Raw genomic sequence first — 21,566 nt, forward strand, 5'->3', positions numbered from 1 at the left:
CGTATCTCGTATCTCGTATCTCGTATCTCGTATCTCGTATCTCGTATCTCGTATCGCAGATACAAAAAAGCCTCGCTATAGCTATATAGCGAGGCTTTGGAATTTTTATGCGCCCTTAAAATAGGGAGCGTTAACGTAAGGTCTGAATTACTTCAGCATACCTTCGTTAGCGTTCTCACGAACGTGCTTAAGAATAGACTTAACACCACGTGCGCTTGAAGCAACAACATTACCAGAAGTCATGTAATCAGTACCGCCAGCAAAGTCAGTCATGATAGCACCAGCTTCACGAGCGATTAGATCGCCAGCTGCTAGATCCCATGGCTTAAGGCCAAGTTCTAGGTAACCATCAACACGGCCAGCTGCTAGGTAACATAGGTCAAGAGCAGGAGAACCTGTACGACGGAAATCAGCACAGTCGATGAATAGACCAGAGATGATCTTCATGAAAGATTCAGAGTGTTGTTTTTGCTTGAATGGGAAACCAGTCGCTAGAACAGTACCTTGAAGGTCTTTTAGTTGAGTAACACGCATACGAGCGTTGTTAAGTTGAGCGCCAGCGCCACGTTGAGCTGTGAATAGCTCGTTTAGCATTGGGTCATAAACACAAGCAACTTCTGTACGACCGTTCATGCGAACAGCGATAGATACAGAGAAGTGAGGGAAACCTTTTACAAAGTTGTTGGTGCCATCCAGTGGGTCAACGATCCATTGTACATCAGAGTCTTTACCTTCAGTCAGGCCTTTCTCTTCAGAAATAATGCTGTGCTCTGGGTAAGATGCTTTGATTGTCTCAATGATCATGTACTCAGCTTCTTGAGCAATGTTAGTAACGTAATCGTTGTTACCTTTTAGAGACGTTTCGATCTTATCAGTTGTTTCTAGAGATTTAGCAATATGGTTGCCAGCTTTACGCGCAGCGCGTATCGCAATGTTTAGCATTGGATGCATATGGTTTTTCCCACAAGATGTTAAAGAACAATTTAAAGCGGCGGCGAGTATACCAAAGTTTTACCAAAAGGGAAGTGGTTATTTTTTGAACTCTTGGTTTCACATTCCGCGAAGGGTCTGACCATTTTACTTTGCTATGTGTTAATATCTCGCGATTATTTTTAAAGTGGTGTCATATAGCATGTTAGACAATGTAAAAGTCGTTCTGGTTGGTACGTCTCATTCGGGAAATATCGGATCAGCAGCTCGCGCAATGAAAGTGATGGGTTTGAGTCAATTAGTTCTTGTAGACCCTCAATGTGAAGTTGACGAGCAGACCTTAGCACTGGCTGCTGGTGCAGGTGACATCGCAGAAAACGCGACTATTGTTTCTACTCTTGAAGAAGCAGTAAGAGACTGTGGTTTGGTTGTGGGTTCAAGTGCACGTTCACGTACGCTTGAATGGCCAATGCTTGAGCCTCGTGAGTGTGGACAAAAGTTTGCGATTGAAGGTCAAAAGCACCCAGTCGCATTAGTGTTCGGCCGTGAACGTACTGGCTTGACTAACGATGAGCTTCAGAAGTGCCACTTCCATGTATGTATCCCAGCTAACCCTGAATACAGCTCGCTAAACCTAGCAATGGCAGTGCAGACTCTGAGCTACGAAGTGCGTGTAGCTCACCTTGATATGGTCGCTAGCCAATATCAACCACAGCAACAAGATGAGTACCCACGTCACGAAGAACTAGAAATGTTCTATGAACACCTTGAAAAAGTGATCATTGATACCCAATTTATCTCTAAGGATAAACCGGGTCAGGTGATGAATAAACTACGTCGTCTGTTCAGTCGAGCTCGTCCAGAGTTGCAAGAGATCAACACTCTACGCGGCATTTTGACTTCAATTGAGAAGAGCAAAAACGACAAATAAAAACCACAAAAACTCTAAGGGTGAATACTTGACTAAAATAGTCAACTAAATACTTGACCAATTTAGTCGGGTATGGGAAGATTCCAACCACATAAACAATGTGGATTCGGTGTGATATGAAACTTACATCTAAAGGAAGATATGCGGTAACAGCTATGCTAGATGTAGCACTGCATTCGCAAAAAAGCCCAGTTCCTCTGGCTGATATTTCAGAGCGACAGGGCATCTCATTATCTTACTTAGAACAGCTATTTTCTAAGTTACGTAAAGCTGGCTTAGTTGCTAGTGTTCGTGGTCCTGGCGGTGGTTACCGTTTAGGTGCTGAAGCGAGCGACATCGCTGTCGGAACTGTAATTGCTGCAGTAGACGAATCAGTTGATGCAACTAAGTGTCACGGTCGAGCAGATTGCCAAGGTGGTAGTCGTTGTTTAACTCACACTCTTTGGCGTGATTTAAGCTCCCGAATCAGCAGCTTCTTAAATGACATTACGCTCGGTGAGCTAATGAAAGATAACGAAGTTTTAGAGATTTCTGATCGTCAAGATATCGATCTTGCGGTTAATAATGGTTTTGCACATAAAAATACGAGCACTACAACGATTAGTGCAGCACCTCACGGTGTTAATGCCCGCTCTTAGCGGTCAGTTTTTACATTGGAGTAGAAAATGAAACTGCCTATTTACTTTGACTATTCAGCTACATGCCCAGTCGATCCACGTGTTGCTGAAAAAATGGTTCAGTGCATGACGATGGACGGTAACTTCGGTAACCCTGCATCTCGTTCACACCGTTACGGCTGGCAGGCAGAAGAATCAGTAGATAATGCTCGTGAGCAAATTGCCGATCTACTAAATGCAGACCCACGTGAGATTGTTTTCACGTCAGGTGCTACAGAGTCAGACAACCTTGCTATCAAAGGTGCAGCGCACTTTTACGAGAAGAAAGGTAAGCACGTAATCACGTGTAAAACAGAACATAAAGCGGTTCTTGATCCATGTCGCCAACTAGAGCGTGAAGGTTTTGAGGTGACTTACCTTGAGCCTGAAGCAAACGGCATCATTGATTTAGACAAGCTACAAGCAGCAATGCGTGAAGATACGGTTCTTGTTTCTATCATGCACGTAAACAACGAGATTGGTGTAATCCAAGATATCTCTGCAATCGGCGAATTATGTCGTTCACGCAAGATCATCTTCCACGTTGATGCGGCTCAGTCTGCGGGTAAAATCCCACTAGATGTAAAAGAGATGAAAGTTGACCTTATCTCTCTTTCTGCACACAAAGCATACGGCCCTAAAGGCATTGGTGCTTTGTACGTTCGTCGTAAGCCACGTATTCGTCTTGAAGCACAGATGCACGGTGGAGGTCACGAACGTGGTTTCCGTTCTGGTACGCTTGCTACTCACCAAATCGTGGGTATGGGTGAAGCTTTTGCTGTCGCTAAACAAGACATGCAGAAAGATTATGACCACGCACTAGCACTTCGCGAGCGTCTATTGAAAGGGGTTCAAGATCTAGAAGCAGTAACGGTAAATGGCGACTTAGATCAACGTGTACCACATAACCTAAACGTGAGCTTTGCTTTCGTTGAAGGTGAATCTCTGCTTATGTCTTTAAAAGACTTAGCGGTATCATCAGGTTCTGCATGTACATCAGCGAGTCTTGAGCCTTCATACGTTTTACGCGCTCTTGGCTTAAACGATGAACTGGCACACAGCTCAGTACGTTTTTCATTCGGCCGTTTCACTACGGAAGAAGAAATCGACTACGCGATTGCACAAATCCGTGTAGCAGTAAATAAATTACGCGACATGTCTCCTCTATGGGATATGTATAAAGAAGGGATTGATTTGAACACTGTTGAGTGGGCTCATCACTAATCTCACGGAAATAGAGGATTCGAGGTAACTATCATGGCATATAGCGAAAAAGTAATTGATCACTACGAAAACCCACGTAACGTAGGTTCGTTTGATAAAGAAGATCCAAGTGTAGGTAGCGGCATGGTTGGCGCACCAGCTTGTGGTGACGTAATGAAACTGCAAATCAAAGTATCTGCAGAAGGTATTATTGAAGACGCAAAATTCAAGACTTACGGTTGCGGTAGCGCAATCGCTTCTAGCTCACTAGTCACTGAGTGGGTTAAAGGTAAAAGTATTGATGAAGCAGCTGCTATTAAAAACTCTGAAATCGCAGAAGAGCTAGAGTTGCCACCAGTGAAAGTTCACTGTTCAATTCTTGCTGAAGATGCAATCAAAGCAGCGGTTGCGGATTACAAAAAGAAGCACTAATCGTTTCTACAACGTAATCACTTCAAAAAAGTAATATTTGGGAGCACCCTTTGTGCTCCCCCTGAGTTCTCAATTTATATAAAACACAAGGTTGTAGTATGGCCATCACCATGACAGATACGGCAGCAAGCCGAGTTCAAGCTTTCCTAGATAACCGAGGTAAAGGTATCGGGTTGCGCTTAGCGGTAAAAACTACTGGCTGTTCGGGTATGGCGTATGTACTGGAATTCGTTGACGAGCTCAACGAAGAAGACGAAGTGTTCGAGCATTCAGGTGTTAAGGTCATCATTGATCCAAAGAGCCTAGTTTACCTAGACGGTACTGAGCTTGATTACGTAAAAGAAGGCCTAAACGAAGGTTTTGAATTCAACAACCCTAACGCGAAAGGCGAATGTGGTTGTGGTGAGAGCTTCAATGTATAAACGCCTCAATCGTTGAGCGTTTATAATGAGCGAAGAATAAAATTAGGCTCTAAGTAAAGAGCCTAAACTTAGGACCACCGTTACATGAATCATTTCGAATTATTTGGGCTACCACTTCAGTTTCAACTGGATGGTAGCCTTCTTTCTTCTCAGTTTAGAGATCTGCAACGCCAATTCCACCCTGATAAATTTGCCACGGCTTCTGAGCGAGATCGCTTGCTGGCTGTGCAAAAAGCTGCGCAAATCAATGATGCGTACCAGGTGTTGAAAAATCCAGTCAGCCGCGCTGAATACCTGTTAGTTCAACATGGTGAGGATATTCGTGGTGAGCAGCAGACTATGCAAGATCCTATGTTCCTGATGGAGCAAATGGAATTGCGTGAAGAGCTGGAAGATATCGCCGACAGTTCTGATCCTGAAGATGCTTTGTTTGCATTTGAAGGAAAGGTTAGCAAAATGTATAAACAACAATTAAGCGCTATCCAACAAGAACTCGACAGCGAAGCTTGGTTAGAAGCTGCAGACCGAGTAAGAAAGCTTAAGTTTATTGCAAAATTAAAGAATGAAATCGAGTTAGTTGAAGATCGTTTGATCGGCTAGTTCGTATAACAAGGACACATCCATGGCACTACTTCAGATTGCAGAACCAGGGCAAAGCGCCGCTCCTCACCAGCACAAGCTTGCAGTGGGTATTGATTTAGGTACAACAAACTCATTGGTTGCGTCAGTGCGCAGTGGTGAGGCAAGCACGCTTGTTGATCAACAAGGTCGCAGTATTCTCCCTTCCGTTGTTCACTATCAGTCAGAGTCGTACACCACTGGTGATGAAGCGCGTGTAAATGCACAAACTGATCCTAAAAATACCATTATCTCAGTTAAGCGATTAATCGGTCGTTCACTGTCAGATATTCAACAGCGATACCCATCTCTGCCATATCAGTTTGAAGAAAGTGATAATGGCCTGCCTGTGATTAACACAGCGCAAGGAAATAAGAACCCAATTCAAGTATCTGCAGATATTCTTCGTGCACTCGGTCAACGTGCTGAGTCGACGTTAGGTGGTGAATTGGCTGGTGCCGTGATTACCGTCCCTGCGTACTTTGATGATGCACAACGTGCAGGTACCAAAGACGCAGCGCAACTTGCTGGTCTTCATGTGTTACGTCTTCTTAATGAACCCACTGCAGCTGCGATTGCTTATGGCTTGGATTCAGGTAAAGAAGGGGTAATCGCTGTTTATGACTTAGGCGGTGGTACGTTTGATATCTCTATCCTACGCCTGTCTAAAGGTGTCTTCGAAGTTTTAGCAACCGGTGGTGACTCTGCATTAGGCGGCGATGACTTTGACCATTTAATTGCGGATCATTTCCAAGAGCAAATGGGCTTGTTAGAGCTGACAGCAGAACAGAACCGTATTCTTCTAGACGCAGCAACAGAAGCGAAGATTGGCTTATCTGAAGCTGAAAGCGTTAATGTTGAAGCACTAGGTTGGTCTGGCTCTTTAACTCGTGAAGAGTTCGAAGAGATCATCAAGCCACTAGTTAAGAAAACGCTGCTTTCGTGCCGCCGAGCACTGAAAGATGCGGAAGTTGACGCGGATGAAGTACTAGAAGTCGTGATGGTAGGTGGTTCAACTCGTACCTTACTTGTTCGTGAAATGGTCGGTGGCTTCTTTGGTCGTACTCCATTAACCAGTATTAACCCTGATGAAGTGGTTGCGATTGGCGCATCGATTCAAGCGGATATCTTAGTTGGCAACAAGCCTGACTCTGAGATGCTGCTATTGGATGTTATCCCTCTGTCACTGGGTATCGAAACCATGGGTGGCTTAGTCGAAAAGATCATCCCTCGTAATACCACGATCCCAGTTGCTCGTGCACAAGAGTTTACCACGTTCAAAGACGGTCAAACTGCAATGACAGTACACACCGTGCAAGGCGAGCGTGAGATGGTTGATGACTGTCGTTCACTGGCTCGATTTGCTCTGAAAGGCATCCCGCCGATGACTGCAGGTGCTGCTCATATTCGTGTTACTTACCAAGTGGATGCTGATGGCCTGCTATCGGTTACCGCAATGGAGAAGAGCACTGGCGTTCAAGCTGAAATCCAAGTTAAGCCTTCTTACGGTCTAAGCGACAACGAAGTGGCTAGCATGCTGAAAGATTCGATGACGTTTGCAAAAGAAGACATGCAAGCGCGTGCTCTTGCTGAGCAACGCGTAGAAGCGGATCGCGTTATCGAAGGCCTTATCGCTGCAATGCAAGCCGACGGTGACGAGCTACTTGATGAGCAAGGCAAACAACAACTTGTTCAAGCGATTGAAGCACTGATTGAAGTGCGTAATGGCGACAACGCTGATGCTATTGAACTAGAAATTAAGAATACCGACAAAGCGAGCCAAGACTTTGCTTCTCGTCGTATGGATAAATCAATTCGTGCTGCACTGTCAGGTCAGTCAGTCGATAATATTTAATAGTTAGAGAATAGATAAACATGCCAAAGATTATTGTTTTACCTCACGAAGATCTATGTCCAGAAGGCGCTGTTTTAGAAGCAAAAACTGGTGAGACGGTTCTTGATGTTGCACTGAAGGCCGGTATTGGTATTGAACACGCATGTGAGAAATCGTGCGCATGTACAACATGTCACGTTGTGATTCGTGAAGGTTTTGATTCTTTAGAAGAGAGTGATGATCTAGAAGACGACATGCTAGATAAAGCATGGGGCTTAGAGATGGAATCTCGCTTGGGTTGCCAAGCTAAAGTGGCTGATACGGATCTTGTTGTAGAGATTCCAAAGTACACGTTGAACCTGGCTTCTGAAGACCATTAAGAACCTGTTCTCAGTCATGGCTAATACAGCGATGACTGAGAGAGTTATTGCTTAGACAAACATACTAAGAAAACTGGCCTAGAATATAGATCATAAAGGTGACCAAGCGTCGCTGATAAATATAAGGAAGTGTTATGAGCTTGAAGTGGATTGATTCGCGAGATATCGCAATTGAGCTATGTGATTTGTACCCTGATACTGATCCTAAAACGGTACGTTTTACCGATCTGCATCAATGGGTGCTAGATCTTGAAGAGTTCGACGACGAGCCTAACCACTCGAATGAGAAAATCTTAGAGGCTATTATTTTGTGCTGGATGGATGAGATGGATTAATCCTCTTGTCTAATGATTTGGTCGCGGGTTGGTATCAGTCCAATATAAAACGCAGCCAAGTTAACAATTCTTACTAAAAAAAGCGGACCTTATGGTCCGTTTTTTTATCAAAATGACATTTTCCTCCTACATAATGCTAACATCAGTGCGCTAATAAAAAATAATCAGAATCACACACTCACAGTGGTTCATGACAAGGAGAAATCATGTCTACACAGATGTCAGTATTTTTAAGTCAAGAAGCTGCCCAGCCTCAGTGGGGAGCAAGAGCTATTTTATCGTTCTCAGAAGCGGGAGCGACAATTCACATTGGTGAAGGCCACGATCTAGGCGCAGTTCAACGTGCGGGTCGTACGCTTGACGGACAAGGTATCGCATTCGTTTCACTTCGTGGTGAAGGTTGGGATCTAGAAAGCGTTTGGGCTTTCTACCAAGGCTACCGTGGACCAAAGAAAAAGAATGCATTGGAATGGGATGCACTTTCAGAAGCCGATCAAACTGAGCTTGAAGCTCGTATTCGCGCAACTGACTGGACGCGTGACATTATCAATAAAACCGCTGAAGAAGTGGCACCTCGTCAACTTGCGACAATGGCTGCAGAATACATCAAGTCAGTGGCACCAGCGGGCACTGTTAAAGCGAAGATTGTTAAAGACAAGGATCTACTAACCGAAGGTTGGGAAGGCATCTACGCGGTAGGTCGTGGCTCTGAGCGTACATCAGCAATGCTGCAACTGGACTTCAACCCAACAGGCGATGAAAACGCACCTGTATTTGCCTGTTTAGTCGGTAAAGGTATTACGTTCGATTCGGGCGGTTACAGTATCAAGCCAGGCCAATTCATGACAGCGATGAAAGCTGACATGGGTGGCGCAGCAACGATTACTGGTGGTTTAGGTCTTGCGATTGAACGCGGTCTTAACAAGCGCATCAAGCTTATTCTATGTTGCGCAGAGAACATGATCTCTGGTCGCGCATTGAAGCTTGGCGATATCATTACCTACAAAAACGGTAAAACAGTTGAGATCATGAACACTGATGCGGAAGGTCGCTTAGTGCTAGCTGATGGCCTGATGTACGCAAGTGCACAAAGCCCTGAGCTGATCATCGACTGTGCAACGCTAACAGGCGCGGCTAAAAACGCATTAGGTAACGACTACCACGCACTATTAAGCTTCGATGATGAGTTGTCTCACCAAGCGCTAACAGCGGCAAACCAAGAGAAAGAAGGCTTATGGCCACTGCCTCTTGCTGATTTCCACCGTGGTATGTTGCCTTCAAACTTTGCTGATCTTTCAAACATCAGCACAGGCGATTACACACCGGGTGCAAGTACAGCAGCGGCATTCCTTTCTTACTTTGTAGATGATTACAAAAAAGGTTGGATTCATATGGATTGCGCGGGTACTTACCGTAAGTCAGCAAGTGACAAGTGGGCGGCAGGCGCAACGGGTATGGGCGTTCGCACACTGGCTCGTCTTCTTATCGACCAAGCAAAATAATAATAAGGGTGAGCGGTATTTTGTGCCGCTCATTCATAAAGCTCAGATCGAAAGATCTCAGTAATTTCAGTATTTAATAACAAAAAAATGAAGTGAAGGAATCCCTATGGCTCTAGAAAGAACGTTCTCAATTGTTAAGCCGGATGCAGTTAAGCGTAACCTTGTTGGTGAAATCTACCACCGTATCGAAAAAGCAGGCCTAGAAATTATTGCTGCTAAAATGGTTCGTCTTACTGAAGAGCAAGCGAGTGGCTTCTACGCTGAACATGAAGGCAAAGAGTTCTTCCCAGCTCTTAAAGAGTTTATGACTTCTGGTCCTATCATGGTTCAAGTGCTTGAAGGCGAAAACGCTATCGCTCGTTACCGTGAACTTATGGGTAAAACAAACCCAGAAGAAGCGGCATGCGGTACTATCCGTGCTGACTACGCAATCAGCATGCGTTACAACTCAGTTCACGGCAGCGACAGCCCTGAGTCTGCAGCTCGCGAAATCGAATTCTTCTTCCCAGAATCTGAAATTTGCCCACGCTCAGCTCAATAATCGGCACTGCAAATTATTCTAAAGGCTTCACCTCGGTGAGGCCTTTTTTGTAAGTGGATTTTACGCTCTCGATAATCAATTTAGTCGTCATTCTCGAAAGCGACGAAGGAGCGTAATCGGGAATCTGTTTTTGTTATTGGAGATTCCAGATACTTCGTTCCTCAGTTCTGGAATGACGGGGAACTTTGGAGCAACCATCTCGTGGTAAATATTATCGAGCAATTGGTGATTATTTACGTCATTCCCGAAAGCGACGAAGGAGTGTAATCGGGAATCTTTGTTTAAATTGGCTAATCTCAGGCCGATAAATACAATTGTTCAAATTTTAATCGCTTAAGTTTGAATGTCTTAATAAACACAGGGTTTTACAATGCTTGTTGAAGTTGCGTAAAGCCTGTACAATTCGCGCCCTTAATTATTGTTCCGTCATTGAGAGGCATCATGACCACAGCTAAAGTCAATCTACTCGATTTTGATCGTAAAGGTCTTCGTAAATTTTTCACAGAAGAACTGAATGAGAAAGCGTTTCGAGCAGAGCAAGTGATGAAGTGGATTTATCACTTCGGTGTCGATGACTTCGAACAAATGAACAACATCAACAAAAAGTTACGTGAGAAACTTCAACGTCGCTGTGAGATTGTTGCACCTGTTGTTTCTGAAGCTCAACACTCTTCAGATGGCACAATTAAATGGGCGATGAGCGTTGGCGACCAAGACGTTGAAACGGTATACATCCCAGATGGTGACCGTGCGACGCTATGTGTATCTTCACAGGTTGGTTGTGCACTTGAATGTAAGTTCTGTTCTACAGCTCAACAAGGCTTCAACCGTAACCTAAAAGTTTCAGAGATTGTTGGCCAAATCTGGCGTGCATCTCGCGAAATCGGCCTAGAAAAAGAAACCGGTCGTCGTCCAATTACTAACGTTGTAATGATGGGTATGGGCGAGCCTCTATTGAACATGAAGAACCTAATGCCATCATTAGAAATCATGCTTGATGATCTAGGTTTCGCACTGTCTAAGCGTCGTGTAACCGTATCAACTTCTGGTGTTGTTTCTGGCCTTGACCAAATGACAGACAACATCGATGTCGCATTGGCTATTTCTCTACATGCGCCAAACGATGCACTACGTAGCCAAATCATGCCGATCAACGACCGTTGGGATATCCAAGACTTCCTAGCATCTGTTCGTCGTTACATTGCATCTTCAAATGCTAACCGCGGTAAAGTAACGGTTGAGTACGTGCTATTGGATCATGTGAATGATGATATGGACCACGCACGTGAACTTGCAGAGCTAATGAAAGAGACGCCTTGTAAGATCAACTTGATTCCATTCAACCCTTACCCGGGTTCGCCTTATAAGAAGCCAAGCAACTCTCGTATTGATCGCTTCCAAAAAACGCTGATGGAATACAACTACACAGTAACCGTTCGTAAGACTCGTGGTGATGATATTGATGCCGCGTGTGGTCAGTTAGTCGGTGATGTGATTGATAGAACCAAACGTACCAAAATGATCAAAGCAGCCTCTGAAGCGAACTTGATTGCCGGTGGTGTGATTGAAGTAAAAGCGGTATAAAACGCGATTAGAACCTAAACAAGCCAGAAGTCTTCCTTCTGGCTTGTTGCTTTTCTGGGGTGCAGTTTTTGATTTTTTGGACTTCTTGCCCACGCTTTCTTACATTTTTCGTCAAATTTTGGACAAAACCATGAGCTGACGGTAAATTTTGTTTAAAGTGTTTTTGCCTTGTAATGGCATTAGCTTATGATTAACTAATCTTAAATTAATTTAAGTGCTCGCTTGCTACTGATCATCAATATGTCTATTTAGGTTGGCTACTTGATAAACTAGCTTCCTGAGAAGGTCATCCATAATAAATGAATGATGTTCGCCTTTAAGGGTTGATGATTTAGATAGCAGGAAAAATTCCACATAACGTGGGTTGTTAGATTGAGCTTAAACGACAATAAGAAAACGCTCTCCTCAACCTGCGATAATACTTTAGAAGTTCACTCTCTATGAACACAGAACAAGATACACAAGCGCAAGAAAACGTAGCTCCAGCTTTGGAAGCGGGAACGCTGCTTAAGAACAAACGAGAATCTCTTGGTTTAACGCAAAAGCAGATTTCTGATCGCTTGAAACTTCGCGTTACTCTGATCCAACAAATTGAAGAAAACCAATTCGAGTCAGATCAAGTGGCGACGTTTATGCGTGGCTATATTCGTTCATACGCGAAATACGTCAATCTTGACGAAAAAGTCGTATTGAGTGCGCTGCATCATGCCGGTGATGCTCAGCATCAAGAGCAAGAAATGCTGAGTTTTTCTCGTAAGACCAAAACCGAGAAGCACAACAGCCGTATTATGATCCTGACTTGGAGCATTTTTGCGGTCATTGCGGGTATCTCCTCACTTTGGTGGTGGCAGAACCAACAGCAAGACACCCTATCTCAATCTTTAGCGAATACCGAAAGCTCAGAAGAGCTCGCGGTAGAAGAATCACTTGCCCCTGAATTCACATCTTTAGAAGTGATTGAAGCTGAACAAAATGAAGCGGGTGCTTCTGTTGTTGAAGATACTGAAGGCCTTGCTGCGATAAGCGATGCGGAAGATACTTCAGATGCTGTTACTCCAGCTGACGAAACTCCTGCACAACAAGCAACAGAGACAGAGCCAACTGCTGAAGTTGCTGCGAATGCAGAAGCGGTTGAAGCAAGCACTGCTCCTGAAGCTGTGGCTAACGAGCTAGTGATGCAGTTCTCTGCTGATTGCTGGATCCAAGTAAAAGATGCAACGGGTAAAACCTTGTCGACTGGCATCAAAAAAGCAGGTCAGTCGTTAAATCTTTCAGGAACTGCGCCATATAAAGTGATTCTAGGTGCGCCAGAAGGCGTATCAATGACATTTGCAAGTGAACCTGTCGACCTTTCTGGGTATACTTCAGGCAAAGTAGCTAGAATAACCTTACCTTAGAGTTAATATGCAACACGAATCTCCTATTATTCGTCGCAAATCAACCCGTATTTATGTGGGTGATGTGCCGATCGGTGATGGCGCACCAATTGCTGTGCAATCCATGACCAACACAAGAACAACAGATGTAGCCGCGACCGTTGCTCAAATTAGAGCTCTGGAAAAAGTTGGCGCTGATATCGTTCGCGTATCTGTACCGACTATGGATGCCGCTGAAGCCTTTAAGCTAATCAAGCAGCAGGTCTCTGTTCCTTTGGTTGCTGATATTCACTTCGACTACCGTATCGCCCTAAAAGTGGCCGAATACGGCGTTGACTGTCTGCGTATTAACCCAGGCAACATCGGTAACGAAAGCCGTATCCGCTCAGTTGTTGATTGTGCACGTGATATGAATATTCCGATTCGTATTGGTGTTAACGGCGGTTCTCTTGAGAAAGAGATCCAAGAGAAATACACAGAACCTACAGCAGAAGCGCTTGTTGAATCAGCAATGCGTCATGTAGATATCCTAGACCGTCTGAACTTTGATCAATTCAAAGTCAGCGTGAAGGCTTCTGATGTATTCCTTGCTGTCGGTTCTTACCGTTTGCTGGCTAAGCAGATTGATCAACCTCTCCACCTTGGTATTACCGAAGCGGGTGGTGCGCGTGCAGGCTCTGTGAAGTCAGCGGTAGGTTTAGGTATGCTTCTTTCTGAAGGTATCGGCGATACGCTGCGTATATCGCTAGCGGCTGATCCGGTTGAAGAGATCAAAGTTGGCTTTGATATTCTTAAATCTTTGCGCATTCGTTCGCGTGGCATCAACTTCATTGCGTGCCCGAGCTGTTCTCGTCAAGAGTTCGATGTTATTAACACCGTTAATGCCCTTGAAGAACGCTTAGAAGACGTGATTACTCCAATGGATGTGTCAATCATCGGTTGTGTGGTTAACGGCCCTGGTGAAGCAGAAGTGTCTCACTTAGGTTTAGCCGGTAGTGCTCGTAAGAGTGCCTTCTACGAAGACGGTAAGCGTCAGAAAGAGCGCTTCGACAACGATGACCTTGTCGACAAACTTGAAGCTAAGATTCGTGCAAAAGCGTCAGTGCTTGATAAAGCAAATCGCATTGATGTAGAAAACTTAGAAGATTAATACAACGCGATGGGGTGTGATTGTCTATTCGCACTAACACCTGGTCGTGAGAAATTACGGAATAAATACTGTGGCTAAAAATATCCAAGCAATTCGAGGCATGAACGACTGCCTTCCAACTCAATCACCACTGTGGCAGAAAGTAGAAAGCGCAGTTAAAAACGTGGTGAGTGCATACGGTTACAACGAAGTACGTATGCCTATCGTTGAAGAAACAAACCTATTTAGCCGTGCAGTTGGTGAAGAGACAGACGTTGTTTCTAAAGAGATGTACACCTTTGACGACCGCAATGGCGATAGCCTAACGCTGCGTCCAGAAGGCACAGCAGGTTGTGTTCGTTCATGTATTCAAAACAGCCTTATCAACCGTGATGAACAGCGCCTATGGTACATGGGCCCTATGTTCCGTCACGAGCGTCCTCAAAAAGGTCGTTACCGTCAATTCCACCAATGTGGTGTTGAAGTGTTTGGCCTAGACGGTCCAGACGTTGACGCAGAACTTATCATGATGACAGCACGTCTATGGCGTGAGCTAGGCATCGACAAGCACGTTCGCTTAGAGCTGAACTCAATCGGTTCTCAAGAAGATCGCGTTAGCTACCGCACTGCGTTAGTGGCTTTCCTTGAGCAACACATTGATGTGCTTGACGAAGACTGCAAACGTCGCATGCACACTAACCCTCTACGTGTACTTGATACTAAGAACCCTGATGTTCAAGCTATCTTAGGTGACGCACCTCGACTATCTGAATATCTAGGTGAAGAATCGAAGCAACATTTTGCTGGTTTGTGTGAACTTCTTGACGCTGTTGGTATCGAATACCAAGTTAATGAGCGTCTAGTACGTGGCCTAGATTACTACAACCGCACCGTATTTGAGTGGATCACAGATAGCCTTGGTGCTCAAGGTACAGTATGTGGCGGCGGTCGTTACGATGGTCTTGTTGAGCAACTAGGCGGCAAAGCAACAAATGCAGTTGGCTTCGCAATGGGTCTAGAGCGTCTGGTTCTGATGATGGAAACGCTAGAGCTAACAGAAGTTCGTCGTAGCGTTGATGTATACGTAGTTGCTGCTGGCGAAGGTACTATGATCGCGGGCATGCAGTTAGCGAATCAGTTACGCGACACCGTTGAAGGCGTGCGTGTAATGAACCACTTCGGTGGTGGTAACTTCAAGAAGCAATTCAAACGTGCTGACAAAGTAGGTGCTGTTGTGGCGCTGGTACTTGGTGAGAACGAAGTTGCTGACAATACAGTTGTGTTAAAAGATCTGGTTGGCGGCGAGCAAGAAACCGTGTCTCAAACGGAAGTTGCAGAGAAAGTTGCTGCGCTAATCTAATTAGCCATTGAGCAAACGCTCATAATGAATACTAACGTCAGCACTATGCTGGCGTTTAAAGAATTAAAGAGGACAGGAAGTGGAACTTTACGATAGCGAAGAGCAACAAGTTGAAGCCATTAAAGATTGGTGGAAAGAGAACGGTAAAGCCGTAATCTTTGGTGCGGTTATTGGTTTAGGTGGTCTATTTGGCTGGCGCTATTACCAAGATTCAGTAGTTGAAGCGCGTGAAGCAGCTTCAGAAAGCTACACCTCTGTAATTTCAGCTCTTGATGTTAAGGGTGTTGATGCTCAATCTGATATTCAAGCTTTCATCGACGCAAACAAAGATGCTGAGTACTCAGTACTTGCTGCTATGCAACTAGCAAAAGTACAAGTACAAGCAGGCGATCTAGCGGCGGCACTTGAACAGCTCGAGTGGGCAAAATCGGCAACTAAGGACGCGGCACTTGCGCCACTACTTACTTACCGTATTGCACGTATTAAAGCTGAGCAAGGTGAATTTGACGCAGCACTGACTGATCTTGCTGCTATGACAGATGAATCTTGGAAAGGCCGTGTTGCTGAACTGCGTGGTGATATCTCACTTCGTAAAGGCGACACAGACGCAGCATACAGTGCTTACACAGAAGCACAGCAAGCTGTTGACGCTAGCCAAACGCTTCAAATCAAACTTGACGACCTAGCTAAATAAGGCGCTTTGAATGAAGAAGATGTTTCCAAAAGCGGCGTTGTGTGCGATTGCTCTTGGCCTACTAGCTGGCTGTGCGGGTGAAGAAGACACCGTAATCATGGCTCCAGTCCCAACGGTAAACAGCGAGTTCACTCCTAGTCAGGAATGGTCTACGTCGGTTGGTGATGGTGTTGGTCACTACTTTTCAAAACTAACGCCAGAATTGGCTTACGACAAAGTGTTTGTTGCAAGCCGTGAAGGTATGGTTAAAGCGCTTGATCCTGATACAGGTAAAGCGCTGTGGAAAGTCGATCTTGAGAAAGACGTATTGGCTCGTTTATCGGGTGGCTTAACGGCGGCTTACGGTAAAGTTTTTGTTGGTTCTGAAAATGGCGAAGTGATCGCACTGGAAGAATCGACCGGTGAAGAGCTGTGGCGTGTATCAGTCAATGGCGAGGTGCTTGCATCCCCAGCAACTGATAGCAACATGGTCATTGTTCATACCAGTCGCGGTATGTTGATCGCGTTAGATCAAGCAAGCGGTGAACAAAAATGGACCATCAGTACGGAAGTACCAAGCCTAACACTGCGTGGCGATAGCTCGCCTGTTGCAGTTTCTGGTGGTGTATTCTGGGGTACAGCAAATGGTCGTCTAGCTGCGGCTATCGTTGATCGTGGTCAGCTTATTTGGCAACAGCCAGTAGGCACACCAAAAGGTGCAACGGAAATTGATCGTTTGGTTGATGTTGATGCATCTCCAATTGTTCTTGGTGGCACCCTGTATACCGTAGGTATCAATGGTCAGCTGATTGCTATCGACCTTCGTTCTGGTAAGCCAATTTGGAAACGTAACTACTCATCAGCGATTGATTTAGCAAGTGATGGTAGCCGTTTGTTCGTTGTTACCGACAAAGACCATGTGGTTGCGGTTGATGCGCGTAGTGGTACTGAACTGTGGAGCACTCCATTGTTAGAAAACCGCTTACTGACAGCACCTGCTATTATTAATGGTTATGTAGTCGTGGGTGATACTGAAGGTTATCTGCACTGGTTGGATCGTTCATCGGGTGAGTTTGTTGCTCAACAGCTTGTCGATGATAGCGGCTTTGCGGTTGCACCAATTGAACTGCCTGAAGGCTACTTAGTGACGACTCGCAATGGCGATGTAAAGAAACTAACGATTAGCCAATAAAAGCGTGATATAATTCACAGTCGGCTCCTGGTTGGTAACAGCCAGGAGCCGTTTTGTTGTTAAAAATTAATAAACCGTGTGGTTATAGGTAAGAGTTTAAACTTGCGAACAAGTGCTTACCTATAACTACATTTAGAGAAGAAATTGTAGAGGTTGTTATGGTACCTGTTGTTGCTCTAGTAGGGCGTCCGAACGTAGGTAAATCTACGTTATTTAACCGATTGACTCGAACTCGTGATGCATTGGTTGCGGATTTCCCTGGCTTAACGCGTGACCGTAAATACGGTCATGCTCATTTTAGCGAGCATGACTTTATTGTTATTGACACTGGCGGTATCGACGGTACTGAAGAAGGTGTTGAAACTAAAATGGCTGAACAGTCGCTAGCGGCGATTGATGAAGCTGATGTCGTTCTATTTATGGTAGATGGCCGTGCGGGTCTAACACCTTCAGACGTGGCGATTGCTAAGCACCTACGTCAACTAGAAAAGCCTTCAATGCTAGTAGTAAACAAGGTTGATGGTATCGACCCTGATGCTGCAAGTGCTGACTTCTGGCAACTAGGTGTAGAAGACATGTACCAAATCGCTGCGGCGCATGGTCGTGGTGTTACTGCACTTATTGACCTTGCTCTTAACCCATTCGCAGAAGCGCTAAAAGCTGAGAATGGCGAAGTAAGCGACTTAACTGAGTTTGAAGACGAAGAAGAAGAGCAGGTTGAATTTACAGAAGAAGAAGCTGAAGCAGAATTCAAGCGTCTTCAAGATCAACCGATCAAACTAGCGATCATTGGCCGTCCTAACGTAGGTAAATCAACGCTAACGAACCGTATTCTTGGTGAAGAGCGTGTGGTTGTTTACGATATGCCAGGTACGACTCGTGACTCTATCTACATCCCAATGCAGCGTGACGAGCGTGAATACGTTCTAATCGATACTGCGGGTGTTCGTCGTCGTAAAAACATCAACGAAACGGTAGAGAAGTTCTCAGTGGTTAAAACACTGAAAGCGATTGAAGATGCTAACGTTGTATTGCTGCTTATCGATGCTCGCGAAAACATCTCTGATCAAGATCTAAGCTTGCTAGGCTTTGCGTTGAACGCTGGTCGTTCAATTGTTATTGCCGTAAACAAGTGGGATGGCCTAGATAACGACGTTAAAGAACGCGTTAAGAAAGAGCTAGACCGTCGCTTAGGCTTCGTTGATTTCGCACGTATTCACTTTATCTCTGCACTTCACGGTACAGGTGTTGGTCACTTGTTTGAGTCTGTACAAGAAGCTTACAAGTCAGCGACTACTCGTGTTGGTACTTCTGTGCTAACTCGTATCATGAAGATGGCGACTGATGATCACCAACCGCCTATGGTTCGTGGCCGTCGTGTGAAACTGAAATACGCGCACGCTGGTGGCTACAACCCACCGATTATCGTTATCCACGGCAACCAAGTTCGTAACTTGCCAGATTCATACAAACGATTCTTGATGAACTACTACCGTCGTTCACTAGAAATCATGGGTACACCTATTCGCATTCAATTCCAGAACAGCGAGAACCCATTTGAAGCTAAGACAAACAAGCTGACAATTTCTCAAGAACGTAAACGTAAGCGTATGATGAGCATGGTTAAAGGTCGTAAGTAAACCTTTCCAATAGATTTGATACCCGAGCCTGTCTCGGGTATTTTTTTAAGCAAAATTCACGTTAAGCCATAACAATATGTTTTTATCATCATGGCTTAACGAATCAGACTAGATTCCAGAAGAAGAACGATATGACTACTAGCGATTTGACTACACCTGTGTCAGCAATCACACCAACCATCACTCAATTTTGTCATCAGGCTTGGCAGATCAATGCTAAAGCGCAGTACGTTGAAAGCGATGACAGCAAAACTTACCTGATCACCGACGTGACACCCTTCCACCCAGTGAGTCACATTTGGCCAGATCACCCTGCAGACCAAGGCTTTGTGAGTGTTGGTGACGTGCAATTTCCCGTTGAAGACTGCCTTGTTGGTGCTATAGAACAATCTACTGGCAAGCTTCATATCGCAGCAGATATCCCTGTTAAGCGTGATACGGAAGGGTGGGCGTTTGTTGTTGTCCACCAGCTACCTACATCTGCTTCTATGATTAAGGTTAACGACGAAGTCGTGTTGTCGGTTGATAAAGAGTACCAAGCCAGTTTGAGCCGTGGTCACAGTGCTGGCCACATCGCTTTCCTAGCCTTGAATAAAGTATTGGCTGAGAGCTACTGGCGTAAAGATGCGGACAGAAAAGATCCGCTTGGCAGTTACGACTTCAATAGTTATGCACAAGTGACGAGCTTTGTGACTCCAGAGCTGTGTACCGATAAGTATCGCTTAGGCAAAACCCTGAAGAAGCGCGGTTTGAACGTTGCAGACATGCTAGCAAATCTTGATGACATCGAAGCTGATATCAACCAAATGCTTGCGGGCTGGCTTGCAGAGCCGACGCCAGTTGCGATGAGACTAGAAGGCGAGGCGTTAACAGACTCTCGTTACTGGGAGTGGCAGCTTGACGCAGATACTCAGGTCACTATTCCTTGTGGTGGCACACACATTGGAAATACCTCAGAACTTGGTGCGCTGTCCGTTAAGCTGACCCAGCTAGATGGCCAAAACATTGAAATGCTGACGCATGTAATTCGATGATTTAGACTACAGATCGAAATGGCTTGTGCTGTTTATTTTATTTTTACATGTCACTTTTGATATAAATGACTATTTGAAATTGAAATGCAGCATATGTAACTTATGCTTTCGGTGTGTGGTGATATAAATATTCTTTTTGGGGTAGATCGCTGATCAAAATAGATAAAGCGAAAGATCAACCTATGATCTTCGATTGTGTGTCGTACTAATTTAGTGTGTTATTATTAACCAATAACAAGCTTGCATAAGAACAAGTTGTACCCGATTACACAATTGAAAGCCTTAGTGAATGGAACAACAATTTTTATTAGAAGGTCATCGAGCCGTCAATAGCTTGCTACGGAAGCTTGCGCTTGGGATGGATCGCAAAGATTTAAATCACAAGATTATTCAGCTTACCGAGCAGCGCATGGCTTCAATTTTACTGCTCAACTCAGAGTCTAAAACGTTACACCTTGAGTATGCTCCAAACCTGCCTGATTTTTACAATCAACAGATTGAAGGGATAGGAATTGGTGCGGGGATAGGCTCTTGTGGCGAGGCAGCTGCGCTTAAGAAAGCAGTGATGGTCTCCAACATAAATGCACACCCAAACTGGGCACCTTTTCTGGTCTTAACCAATCAAGCGAATTTACATGCCTGTTGGTCGGTCCCCATTATCTCGTCGCGCGGTAATGTGTTGGTTACCTTCGCTATTTATAGCCAGTACATCTCTGAACCACATGAATTTGAGCTCGAGATCTTAGAGCTACTGGCTTCCCTGTATTCGGTAGCACTAGAGAAGTTTGAGCTGGAGAACCAGCTAAACTTTTTCGCTAATCGAGATTCTTTAACCCATTGCTTGAATCGTCGCGCATTGTTTAATGAAGCGGAGAAAGTGTTGGCCAAGCGATGCTTTTCTGAAAAGGTGATGGCGTGTTTGTTTGTTTGTTGATGTCGATAAGTTCAAATCGATAAATGATACCTATGGCCACAGTTTCGGTGACGATGTGCTGTTGGCGGTTGCCGAAGTTCTTGATGAGGCAACCACAGCATGTGCCAAGATAGGCCGTTATGGTGGCGATGAGTTTGTGGTGTTCTCTTGCTTTGATGATCAAGAAAGCGTTGTTAGCTTCTACCACAGCTTAGAGAAAGCACTGCAACAAGCGCTTTATATCAATGATGTGCAGTTCTCAGTGAGTGTTGGGTTGTCTTGTGAGAAAGATCCTCAAGGATTAGACCAGTTGATCGCACAAGCTGATAAGAACATGTACCAAATCAAGCAAGCGAAGTCTCAGCGGTAGTAGATTGTAAAAATAGTAGTGAATTAGGAAATGCTAATGAGTGAAAATATCTGCCCTAAGTGCCAGTCTGAGCTAGCTTGGGATGGCAAGTATCATTGTGAAAGTTGTCAGGCTCACTTTACTAAAGTTGGGTTTTGCCCTGAGTGCAGCAGCCAACTTGAGAAGCTTCAAGCCTGTGGTGCGGCGAGCTATTTTTGCAACGGTGATTGCAACGAGTTGAAATCAAAGTCGAGAGTAAAATTCGAATTTCAACCTGCGGAATAGCCTTAAACTACATGGTTTGAACGACCATCGGTGATGTTATACCAGAGACTCAATACTAAAGTGTTGGGTCTTTTTTGTATCTGAAGAACAGGAATGTGTCATCTTGGTTCATTCCCACCGTCACTGCACCAGTATGAAACATAGTTACATGATTGCTATGCACTCTATTGGTGTGAGTTTCTTTTAAATTCTATTAATACAATTACTTATAAATAATTTCGTTGGTTTATAAGTTTGGCACTCTTCT

General features: G+C 44.7%; 21 protein-coding genes and 1 pseudogene. 21 read left to right on the forward strand and 1 reads right to left on the reverse strand.

Annotation, left to right across the window (positions count from 1 at the left end; translation table 11 throughout):
- Positions 1–147: 147 nt before the first annotated feature.
- The gene (suhB, locus tag AB6E52_RS17175; RefSeq protein ID WP_017062520.1) at positions 148–951 is read right to left on the reverse strand and encodes an inositol-1-monophosphatase; all 804 of its coding nucleotides are present in this window, start codon (positions 949–951) and stop codon (positions 148–150) included.
- 181 nt (positions 952–1,132) lie between these two features.
- Between suhB and trmJ the strand changes: the two genes are divergently transcribed.
- The 21 genes and pseudogenes from trmJ to AB6E52_RS17280 all read left to right on the forward strand — a co-directional run bounded on the left by trmJ (position 1,133) and on the right by AB6E52_RS17280 (position 21,319).
- Complete coding sequence (gene trmJ, locus AB6E52_RS17180) at positions 1,133–1,861, forward strand: tRNA (cytosine(32)/uridine(32)-2'-O)-methyltransferase TrmJ (RefSeq protein WP_102320713.1); 729 nt, start codon at positions 1,133–1,135, stop codon at positions 1,859–1,861.
- A 116-nt stretch (positions 1,862–1,977) separates the two neighbouring features.
- Positions 1,978–2,499, forward strand: a complete 522-nt coding sequence (gene iscR / locus AB6E52_RS17185) for a Fe-S cluster assembly transcriptional regulator IscR (protein WP_010440512.1) — start codon at positions 1,978–1,980, stop codon at positions 2,497–2,499.
- A 27-nt stretch (positions 2,500–2,526) separates the two neighbouring features.
- On the forward strand, positions 2,527–3,741 hold the full coding sequence (locus AB6E52_RS17190) for an IscS subfamily cysteine desulfurase (RefSeq protein WP_010440514.1): 1,215 nt from the start codon (positions 2,527–2,529) through the stop codon (positions 3,739–3,741).
- Positions 3,742–3,774: 33 nt separating this feature from the next.
- Entirely contained in the window at positions 3,775–4,152 is a 378-nt protein-coding gene (gene iscU / locus AB6E52_RS17195) for a Fe-S cluster assembly scaffold IscU (RefSeq protein WP_004735094.1), read from the forward strand.
- A gap of 98 nt (positions 4,153–4,250) precedes the next feature.
- On the forward strand, positions 4,251–4,574 hold the full coding sequence (gene iscA / locus AB6E52_RS17200; RefSeq protein ID WP_010440519.1) for an iron-sulfur cluster assembly protein IscA: 324 nt from the start codon (positions 4,251–4,253) through the stop codon (positions 4,572–4,574).
- 84 nt (positions 4,575–4,658) lie between these two features.
- Positions 4,659–5,174, forward strand: a complete 516-nt coding sequence (gene hscB, locus AB6E52_RS17205) for a co-chaperone HscB (RefSeq protein WP_010440522.1) — start codon at positions 4,659–4,661, stop codon at positions 5,172–5,174.
- A gap of 22 nt (positions 5,175–5,196) precedes the next feature.
- The gene (gene hscA, locus AB6E52_RS17210; protein WP_017062518.1) at positions 5,197–7,047 is read left to right on the forward strand and encodes a Fe-S protein assembly chaperone HscA; all 1,851 of its coding nucleotides are present in this window, start codon (positions 5,197–5,199) and stop codon (positions 7,045–7,047) included.
- Between the two features lie 20 nt (positions 7,048–7,067).
- Positions 7,068–7,406, forward strand: coding sequence for an ISC system 2Fe-2S type ferredoxin (gene fdx, locus AB6E52_RS17215; RefSeq protein WP_010440525.1), 339 nt, complete (start codon positions 7,068–7,070; stop codon positions 7,404–7,406).
- A 134-nt stretch (positions 7,407–7,540) separates the two neighbouring features.
- On the forward strand, positions 7,541–7,741 hold the full coding sequence (iscX, locus tag AB6E52_RS17220) for a Fe-S cluster assembly protein IscX (protein ID WP_004740335.1): 201 nt from the start codon (positions 7,541–7,543) through the stop codon (positions 7,739–7,741).
- Between the two features lie 206 nt (positions 7,742–7,947).
- Entirely contained in the window at positions 7,948–9,243 is a 1,296-nt protein-coding gene (gene pepB, locus AB6E52_RS17225) for an aminopeptidase PepB (RefSeq protein ID WP_017062517.1), read from the forward strand.
- A 106-nt stretch (positions 9,244–9,349) separates the two neighbouring features.
- The gene (gene ndk, locus AB6E52_RS17230) at positions 9,350–9,784 is read left to right on the forward strand and encodes a nucleoside-diphosphate kinase (RefSeq protein WP_102320712.1); all 435 of its coding nucleotides are present in this window, start codon (positions 9,350–9,352) and stop codon (positions 9,782–9,784) included.
- A gap of 441 nt (positions 9,785–10,225) precedes the next feature.
- A complete protein-coding gene (locus tag AB6E52_RS17235) occupies positions 10,226–11,368 on the forward strand; it encodes a bifunctional tRNA (adenosine(37)-C2)-methyltransferase TrmG/ribosomal RNA large subunit methyltransferase RlmN (RefSeq protein WP_019822113.1) in 1,143 nt (380 codons plus the stop codon).
- Between the two features lie 440 nt (positions 11,369–11,808).
- Complete coding sequence (gene rodZ, locus AB6E52_RS17240; RefSeq protein WP_102320711.1) at positions 11,809–12,765, forward strand: cytoskeleton protein RodZ; 957 nt, start codon at positions 11,809–11,811, stop codon at positions 12,763–12,765.
- A gap of 7 nt (positions 12,766–12,772) precedes the next feature.
- On the forward strand, positions 12,773–13,894 hold the full coding sequence (gene ispG / locus AB6E52_RS17245; protein WP_009848294.1) for a flavodoxin-dependent (E)-4-hydroxy-3-methylbut-2-enyl-diphosphate synthase: 1,122 nt from the start codon (positions 12,773–12,775) through the stop codon (positions 13,892–13,894).
- A gap of 70 nt (positions 13,895–13,964) precedes the next feature.
- Complete coding sequence (hisS, locus tag AB6E52_RS17250; protein ID WP_017062514.1) at positions 13,965–15,233, forward strand: histidine--tRNA ligase; 1,269 nt, start codon at positions 13,965–13,967, stop codon at positions 15,231–15,233.
- A gap of 79 nt (positions 15,234–15,312) precedes the next feature.
- Positions 15,313–15,927 (forward strand): YfgM family protein, encoded by a 615-nt coding sequence (locus AB6E52_RS17255; protein WP_102320710.1) that lies wholly within the window; start codon positions 15,313–15,315, stop codon positions 15,925–15,927.
- Between the two features lie 10 nt (positions 15,928–15,937).
- Entirely contained in the window at positions 15,938–17,098 is a 1,161-nt protein-coding gene (gene bamB / locus AB6E52_RS17260) for an outer membrane protein assembly factor BamB (protein ID WP_017062512.1), read from the forward strand.
- Positions 17,099–17,256: 158 nt separating this feature from the next.
- Positions 17,257–18,738, forward strand: coding sequence for a ribosome biogenesis GTPase Der (gene der / locus AB6E52_RS17265; protein WP_017062511.1), 1,482 nt, complete (start codon positions 17,257–17,259; stop codon positions 18,736–18,738).
- Between the two features lie 131 nt (positions 18,739–18,869).
- Entirely contained in the window at positions 18,870–19,772 is a 903-nt protein-coding gene (locus AB6E52_RS17270; protein ID WP_102320709.1) for a metal-dependent hydrolase, read from the forward strand.
- Between the two features lie 289 nt (positions 19,773–20,061).
- A pseudogene (locus tag AB6E52_RS17275) lies at positions 20,062–21,055 on the forward strand (sensor domain-containing diguanylate cyclase).
- A gap of 36 nt (positions 21,056–21,091) precedes the next feature.
- Positions 21,092–21,319, forward strand: coding sequence for a zinc ribbon domain-containing protein (locus AB6E52_RS17280; protein WP_017056199.1), 228 nt, complete (start codon positions 21,092–21,094; stop codon positions 21,317–21,319).
- The last annotated feature ends 247 nt before the right edge of the window (positions 21,320–21,566 follow it).

This window comes from Vibrio sp. 10N.247.311.13, assembly GCF_041467595.1.
Lineage (GTDB): Bacteria > Pseudomonadota > Gammaproteobacteria > Enterobacterales > Vibrionaceae > Vibrio > Vibrio crassostreae_C.